7 protein-coding genes and 1 pseudogene are annotated in these 7,010 nt (G+C 60.2%); 5 read left to right on the top strand and 3 right to left on the bottom strand.

Going from position 1 to position 7,010, the window contains the following annotated elements:
* The first annotated feature begins 156 nt into the window (after positions 1-156).
* Positions 157-753: an arsinothricin resistance N-acetyltransferase ArsN1 family B gene (locus tag JOZ76_RS28050; RefSeq protein ID WP_291704198.1), complete on the top strand. Its 597-nt coding sequence runs from the start codon at positions 157-159 to the stop codon at positions 751-753.
* Positions 754-866: 113 nt separating this feature from the next.
* Here the strand turns inward: JOZ76_RS28050 and JOZ76_RS28045 are convergent, their stop codons facing one another.
* Entirely contained in the window at positions 867-1,310 is a 444-nt protein-coding gene (locus JOZ76_RS28045) for a CBS domain-containing protein (RefSeq protein ID WP_291704197.1), read from the bottom strand.
* Between the two features lie 89 nt (positions 1,311-1,399).
* Here JOZ76_RS28045 and JOZ76_RS28040 point away from each other — a divergent pair, with 89 nt between their 5' ends.
* Positions 1,400-1,642 carry a hypothetical protein gene (locus tag JOZ76_RS28040; protein WP_291704195.1) on the top strand — a complete coding sequence of 81 codons (243 nt, stop codon included), beginning with the start codon at positions 1,400-1,402 and terminating at the stop codon, positions 1,640-1,642.
* Positions 1,643-1,794: 152 nt separating this feature from the next.
* On the opposite strand, the pseudogene JOZ76_RS28035 reads toward JOZ76_RS28040, so the two are convergent.
* A pseudogene (locus JOZ76_RS28035) lies at positions 1,795-2,192 on the bottom strand (GFA family protein).
* Positions 2,193-2,289: 97 nt separating this feature from the next.
* Here JOZ76_RS28035 and JOZ76_RS28030 point away from each other — a divergent pair.
* Both JOZ76_RS28030 and JOZ76_RS28025 read left to right on the top strand, forming a co-directional pair.
* Positions 2,290-2,820, top strand: a complete 531-nt coding sequence (locus tag JOZ76_RS28030) for a GNAT family N-acetyltransferase (protein ID WP_291704193.1) — start codon at positions 2,290-2,292, stop codon at positions 2,818-2,820.
* A 229-nt stretch (positions 2,821-3,049) separates the two neighbouring features.
* Positions 3,050-4,195, top strand: coding sequence for a serine hydrolase domain-containing protein (locus JOZ76_RS28025; RefSeq protein WP_291704191.1), 1,146 nt, complete (start codon positions 3,050-3,052; stop codon positions 4,193-4,195).
* Positions 4,196-4,346: 151 nt separating this feature from the next.
* On the opposite strand, the gene JOZ76_RS28020 is transcribed toward JOZ76_RS28025, so the two are convergent.
* Complete coding sequence (locus JOZ76_RS28020; protein ID WP_291704189.1) at positions 4,347-4,712, bottom strand: VOC family protein; 366 nt, start codon at positions 4,710-4,712, stop codon at positions 4,347-4,349.
* 302 nt (positions 4,713-5,014) lie between these two features.
* Here JOZ76_RS28020 and JOZ76_RS28015 point away from each other — a divergent pair, with 302 nt between their 5' ends.
* Entirely contained in the window at positions 5,015-6,007 is a 993-nt protein-coding gene (locus JOZ76_RS28015) for a hypothetical protein (RefSeq protein WP_291704187.1), read from the top strand.
* Positions 6,008-7,010 lie beyond the last annotated feature (1,003 nt).

The following is a 7,010-nucleotide window of genomic DNA, read 5'->3' as shown; positions in this document are numbered from 1 at the left end:
ACCGTCAACGGTGCGGCCGCCCATGGCGGCTCGCTCGACGGCCCCGGCGCGGTCGTCGCCGGCGGCATGCTTTATGTCAATTCCGGCTATACCAATTACGGTTCGGTGCCCGGCAATGTGCTGCTCGCGTTCTCGGTGGAAGGGAAGTAGCAGCGCATGGACGAGATCACTGTAAGGACGGCGAGATACGAGGACGCCGCCGCCGTGGCGCGGGTTTACGCGCCCTATGTGCGCGACACGGTCGTCACCTTTGAGGTCGAACCTCCGGATACGCAGACGATGGCGCGGCGAATGGTCGATACGCTTGCGATGTATCCGTGGCTGGTCGCCGAGAGCGCCGCAGGCGAGGTCGTTGGCTACGCATATGCCGGCCGGCATCGTGAGCGGCCGGCCTATCGCTGGACCATCGATACGACGATCTACATCGATACGGCACACCGGCGCGCCGGCGTCGGGACGAAGCTCTATCGATCGCTGCTCGAGATATTGCGCCGTCAGGGCTTTCGGTCGGCGTTCGCGGAAATCGTTCTGCCTAATGCCGGCAGCGTCGCCCTTCACGAAAGGCTGGGATTCAACGCGATCGGCGTCCACCATGATATCGGCTTCAAGCTTGGCTCATGGTGTGACATCGGCTATTGGCGGCTCGGCCTGTCGAGCGGCGCCGCGCCGCAAGCCGATCCCGTGCCGTTTTCGGTGTTTCGGGAAAGCCCTGGGTTTGGATCTGCTCTGGCCCGCGCGAACGCCCGGCCATGAGGCCGGATCGCTCCCTGTTTACGGCCGCTCCAGCCGCTGTTGCAGCACCTCCGCAAGATGTGGAGCCTCAACAGGTTGTCCTTGCGGGGGGCGACGGCACCGCGGTCCGTCCGTCAGCCCCCGGGGCCGTCCTTCATGATGTAGCCCATCAGATCGTCCACGTTGTGCTCCAAATCCCGGATGATGTTCTTGACGACGTCTCCGACCGAGATCACGCCCACGACCTTGCCCGAGTCCAGCACTGGCAGATGGCGAAAACCGCGCTGAGCCATCATGGCCATGCAGCCGTCCAGCGGATCGTCCGGCTTGACCGTCACCGGGTTGCCCGTCATCACTTGGCCGACCGGCGTCTGCTTCGCATCGAGCCCGGGCAACAGCACTTTGATGGCGCAGTCGCCCTGGGTCACGATACCGACCAGCACGTCGTCGTCGATGACCAGCACCGACCGGACCCGGTTGTCGCGCATCTGGCGCAAGGCTTCGACGACCATGTCGCCGGAACGAACGTGGATCAGGGCGCCACTCTTCTGGGCCAGAGCGTTTTTGACTGCGCTCATCGATCTCCTCGCGTGGGTCCTGTCCTGCCCGCATTGGTGGTCTGCGTTGAAGGATAGTCGAAATATCCTGCCTCGTCAGCACCGCGCCGATGTCGCCGGCGAAGCCTGTCACCGATCCCGATAGCGGGATTTTCACCGATGGCGTGACCCTGCTGCACCTTCACCACTTCCAGCTCGAAGCCGCCGACGCCATCCCGCGCGGCGTAAACCCGGGAGAGATCCCCTTCTATCAGGTCTCCAAATTCGAGCTCTCGATCAACCTCAAGACCGCAAAAGGCGCCAGGGCGTGCGGTACCGTCCACCTTGCCACAGCCGACAGAGTGGTGGAGTAGGGCGCCCAGGCTCAAAGGGCTGCTGCGGTTCACGCGGTGCCTTTCCGAATGCGTCAGCGGCGCGGCCGGTGTAGCCCTGACAGTTGCCGACTTGCTGCAGTGCCAATTCTCGGCAGCCCAGGGCCAAGAGCGGTCGATCCTGGCGATACCGATCACGCGCGCTGAGTGATATCTTTCGGAAGACCAAGCCAAGCGTGCTTCATGTCTGTCCAGACGGACTGCTGCGGCTGGGGGAAGGAGGGGTCGGCCAATGCACCGACAGCGACGCCGATCAGGTGCGGCAAGCGCTCCGGCTCCCAAAAAATCGTTGACCCGCACTCTGGGCAGAAGTGGAAGGTACGTGCTTCCCTGAGGCCGAATCCCGAGTGTAGGTTTTCGAGGCACCCTGGACGAGACTCACCGCTCCACGGTCAAAAAAGGCAGCAATGCCGAACACGCTCCCCGTCCGACGCTGGCAATTAGCGCAATGGCACATCGAAATGCGGTTTGGTGTTCCTTGGCAGCCAAGCTGGAGCCGTCCACAGGTGCAGCTTGCCAAACGTTGGTTCATCGACAGCTCTCCTTGCGAACCCTGGCGGACTACCGAGTCTCATCAGAGCTTGGCTATAAGTGGGTCTCACTATGGTTCGACCCGATCAGGATATCAGATGATCGCGCACACCGTCGTCACTTGCGAGGCTGGCCGCCATGCCGTCGCAATCTTGGATATTTTCAACGAGGCGATCCTTACATCCACGGCACTTTACGACTACAAGCCCCGGCAGCCCAGCAGCATGATCCCGTGGTTCGAGGCCAAGGTGAAGGGCGGCTACCCTGTTATCGGGTTGGAGGACGGCAAGGGTACGCTGCTCGCGTTCGGAAGCTTCAGTCCGTTCCGGGCATGGCCGGCCTACAAGTATACAGTGGAGCACTCGGTCTACGTTCATAAAGACTATCCCGGTCAAGGCCTCGGCCGTGAGGTTTTGCAACAGCTGATCGCGGCGGTCAAAGCGCGCCAGGCTCACTGCATGATTGGCGGCATCGATGCCACCAATGCTGGAAGCATCGCATTGCACAAGCGCCTCGGCTTCCGGCATGTGGGAACGCTGCCCCAGGTCGGTTTCAAGTTTGGACGGTGGCTCGATCTCAGCTTCTATCAATTGCTGCTCGACACACCAACGGAGCCAATGGACGATTGATTGACGGAGCCGGATGCAAGCTGATGTTGGCTTCGGGTCATGGGCTGCCTTTCGGCATCGGCAGGCGCTGCGGCCGGTGTACCCCAGAGAGCTGCCCACTTGCTGCGCTGCCAGATTTCGGCAGCACCGGGCCACAACCAGAAGTTAAACTCGCCCGATCGCCCTTCATCGGCTAATCTTTCGAAGCCACCGACTATCTGAATAATTTTGGATTGTGCTGGAGCAACATATGCGCCTTCTAGCGTTGATCATTTTCATCGGAATTGCAGTACAGCCGAAGCTTGCCCAAGCGCAGACCGATTGTGGCATGCCGATCACAGGCGAGGACCACTGGCCAGTGGCCGCTCCGGAGAGCGTCGGGCTCGCTAGCATGACCCTTTGCCCGATGGTGAAGTGGCTCGACGATTGGAAGCAGAGCAATATACATGCCGTGCTGGTGGTTCGGCACGGCACCCTTGTCTTCGAACACTATTTCTCTGGAGCAGACGAGCATTGGGGCCGATCGGTCGGCGAGGTTGCATTTGGTCCAGAGATCAAGCATGACGAACGGTCGGTGACAAAGAGCATCGTCGCTCTCGTGCTCGGGATCGCAATCGATCGCGGGCTGATCAAAAGCCTCGACGAGCCCGTGCTTTCTTTCTTCCCAGACTATGAGGATCTGCGGACACCGGAGAAAGATCGGATCACGTTGCGCGATCTTGTCACAATGTCGGCCGGGCTGGAGTGGCACGAGGACGACACTCCGTACACAAGCGAGGCGAACAGCGAAAATCGCATGGACAACGCCGCCGACCCTTACCGCTACGCGCTGCAGCAGGCGGTCGTCGCGCCGCCAGGGCAGGTTTGGAATTACAATTCGGGATCGACAGAGGTGATCGGCGCGGTGCTGAAGAAGGCGACCGGCAAGTCGGTCGACGAATTGGCAAACACGCTACTATTCGCGCCGCTCGGGATCACTAATGTGGAGTGGCCCCGAAACGCGCGGGGCGATCCGATCGCCGCCGGCGCTCTACGCCTGCGGCCACGCGACCTCGCCAAAATCGGTCAGCTTATACTGCAGCACGGTGCCTGGAACGGCACGCAGGTGGTGCCGGCATCGTGGATCGAGGCAGCGACGGCTCCGCAGATCAATGTCTCGGGCTTCACTTCGTTTTTCTACGGCTATTTCTTCTGGCTCGGCCGATCGCTCGCCGACAAGAGGGAGGTACAGTGGGCGGCTGCGGTGGGACTGGGCGGGCAACGTGTGTTCATAGTGCCGTCACTAGATCTCGTGGTCGTGGTCAACGCGGGCCTCTACAGTAGTCGGCTTCAAAGCTCGGTGCCGATGACAATCCTCAATCAGTATGTGCTGAGGGCCATTACGGTTCGCCCGTGACGGCGCCGCCGGATGGCGCCAACCTCCGTAGCGGTGGGTGATGCCAGGGGGCAAACGGCCGAATGTCTCTAACGGGTCAATTGCGTAGGTTTCGCGGCCGGTGGCTCCGCCCCAGCTTGCCCCCGGACGGCAAGCAGAGCATCAGGTTCGGTTAGCTAGCCTCAGGCTTAGGCACAGGGAAAAGCAGCTCGTTGCCATCGGGATCTTCAACGACCATCGTGTCAAAGCCCCAAAAGTCGTCCCTCAGAGCAACTCCTCTAGCCTCGAGATCGGCGCGAAACCCGTCGTATGTGAGCACATCCAGCTTGATCCAGTAGCGACCGTGGCCATTCTTTTGCGGCCACTGGCAACTGAGCAACAACGCGCAACCCTCGCGCTGGACCCCACCAACGAGAACTTGGCCTTCTTCCGCATAGATTTTATCCCCCACAAAGCCGAGTTGGCTCACGTAGAAATCCAACGCGCGCTCGACATCGCTCACAAAAAACACGGGACGCGCGTCCTTCCAGTTCGACATTGATCTCTCCTTCTTGATTGGTGTGTCGTCCGAAGCGTTGGTCAACAATAGGCCCTGTCGTAAATCGGATGAATGTCTCCTCCGGGTCACGAGCCGCCTTCTCGAAAGGGTGAGCACTACGGCAGGTTGCACCCAGAACCGACCTGCTGGGCTGCCAGATTTCGGCAACCCTTGGCCAATTCCAAACATCTTGCCGTCATTCCGCACCCTTATGCTATATCGCATAACGCTACGAATTGCTGTCACTGCCGCGAAGGACTTCGTCACTGAAAGGCCCAGCTGTGGACCGCATGAGGAGGCCAATGAAAAAATTGCTTTTGATCTTCGCCGTGATCTTAACGCTCGCTCTTTCCCATGTCGTTCTGTTCGCCAACACATCCGCGCCGAAAATCTGGTTCAGCATGGGGGCGATCTCTTCACCTGCAGGTCACGAGAGCTGGGATACACTCTTTTACAAGCCCGATGCTCCCTGGCCAGAGTTCATGAATCACGTTCAGGTCGTGGGCATTCTCACGCAGGCCTTGCTGAAGATACCAGATACAGAGCTCGCCAAGGTGGCCGCACGCCTCAAGGAGAAGCACATAGCGCTGGGCGTCGAGATGCTCGCGCAGGCCGACGATGGCCCTCCAGGGTGTGGCGGCGGCGTAGAGGGCTATTTCCCGACGTACATGGTGGCAGCGCTCGCGGCGAAGCTAAAGCGGACGGGGGCTGAGATTGGCTATATTGCCATGGACGAGCCCCTATGGTTTGGACACTACTACGATGGGAAGAACGCGTGTCACTCGTCAATCGACAATGTCGCTGACCGCGTCGCGAAGAACCTGCATGAATATCTAAAGGTGTTTCCGAATGCCAGCATCGGCGACGGAGAGCCATTTCCCTCCATTACCGATCAGCCGACCTGGAAAGATGACTACCGGCATTGGATGGAGGCGTTCCACGCGAAAGTCGGTAAGGAGTTGGCATTTACCAACGTCGATATCAACTGGGGTGTAAAAAACTGGCCTGCATCCTTGCAAGCGGTGGCGCGCTTTGCCCAAGAGGTCAAGATACCACTCGGCGTCATCTACAATGCCGGGCCGCCACCCGCATCCATGAGCAATCAGGCTTGGCTCGATGAAGCTGTCCGGAACTTCACTTACATCGAGAACACGTTGCGCATCGTTCCAAACTGGGTGGTCTTCACGTCGTGGGAAAAGTATCCCGGGCACGCACTGACCGACGAGAACGGCCCGGGAGAAGACTACGTCGTCAAGAAGTATCTACAGTTGCGCAGCACCCAACCACGCCAGTGACCCGGCCCTCACCCGACGTCAGCTCCGGGTCACGTGCTGCCGTTCGTAATGCGTCCGCGCCACCGGTGCACCCCGGACAGCTGCCAACTTGCTGCGGCTGCACATGTCAGACGGCACCGTTGTTTTCGTGTCGATCACCGGGTCTGTAGTATGATTTCCCGCAGACTGCACGCTCTTCCGGACTTAGTGAGCGGTCTGGATCTCCCGTCGGCCCGGCTTCTTTTGTTTTTCAGAATAGTACTTGACGTCTTCCCCGAATCAGAAATATAATCGTCGCCGTCCCGCGCTCATCATGAGGGGCGGATCGCGATCGTCACGGACGTGGAGCGCGGGATGCGGTGGACGTGTCGGGTTGCAGCGCGCCGATGGCGCGCGGACGAACGATCTCGACGCGGACGTGAAGGCGTGTGGTCCTGGCCTCCCGACGCTGAGGCCAAGCAGGTAGAACGATCTGCCTGCGACAGGGGCAAGAAAGCCCGGTCCCTGGGGAGAGCGCGCTATAAGCGTTAAAACCATCGCGCAGGGAATGCCGGATGATCCGGCTGGACCTGTGGTAACTGCCGCCTGCTTACTTTTTTGCAGGCGGGCCATGGGTTGCGGCCAGCACCCGGCATTCCCTGCGCCCTCTGTTGTTTCGGAGGGACCGTTCGATCAAGACTCGGGCGCAACGCGCCGCGAGAATGATAATTCATGCTGCTGCAGTATGTGCGTCATACGGTCCTCTGTCATCGCTTACCCGATGCCCGCTTTCGCGGCATGACCATTGAGATCCGGCATTGGCAGACGGGGCACGCTACGGCATTCGATCGCTCCCGGCGCGGTTTCCGCCCCTTGACCTTTTGCCGCCGTCGTGGTGTGTACCGCCCATGCGCACGCTCGCCCGCCCTTCCGGTCTCTGGTGGCACACCTTTTAAAAGGTGGCCGGTGCGATTTTCCTTTTCCTTAAATCGTCGATGGTCGCCACCCAGTGCGGCGGCCCGTTCGTTTGTCCTGTGTGGCGCTC

The organism is Bradyrhizobium sp. (assembly GCF_019244115.1).
Taxonomy (GTDB): Bacteria; Pseudomonadota; Alphaproteobacteria; order Rhizobiales; family Xanthobacteraceae; genus Bradyrhizobium.
Note: the sequence above shows the minus strand (reverse complement) of the source record. Positions and strands in the feature narration are given on the sequence as shown.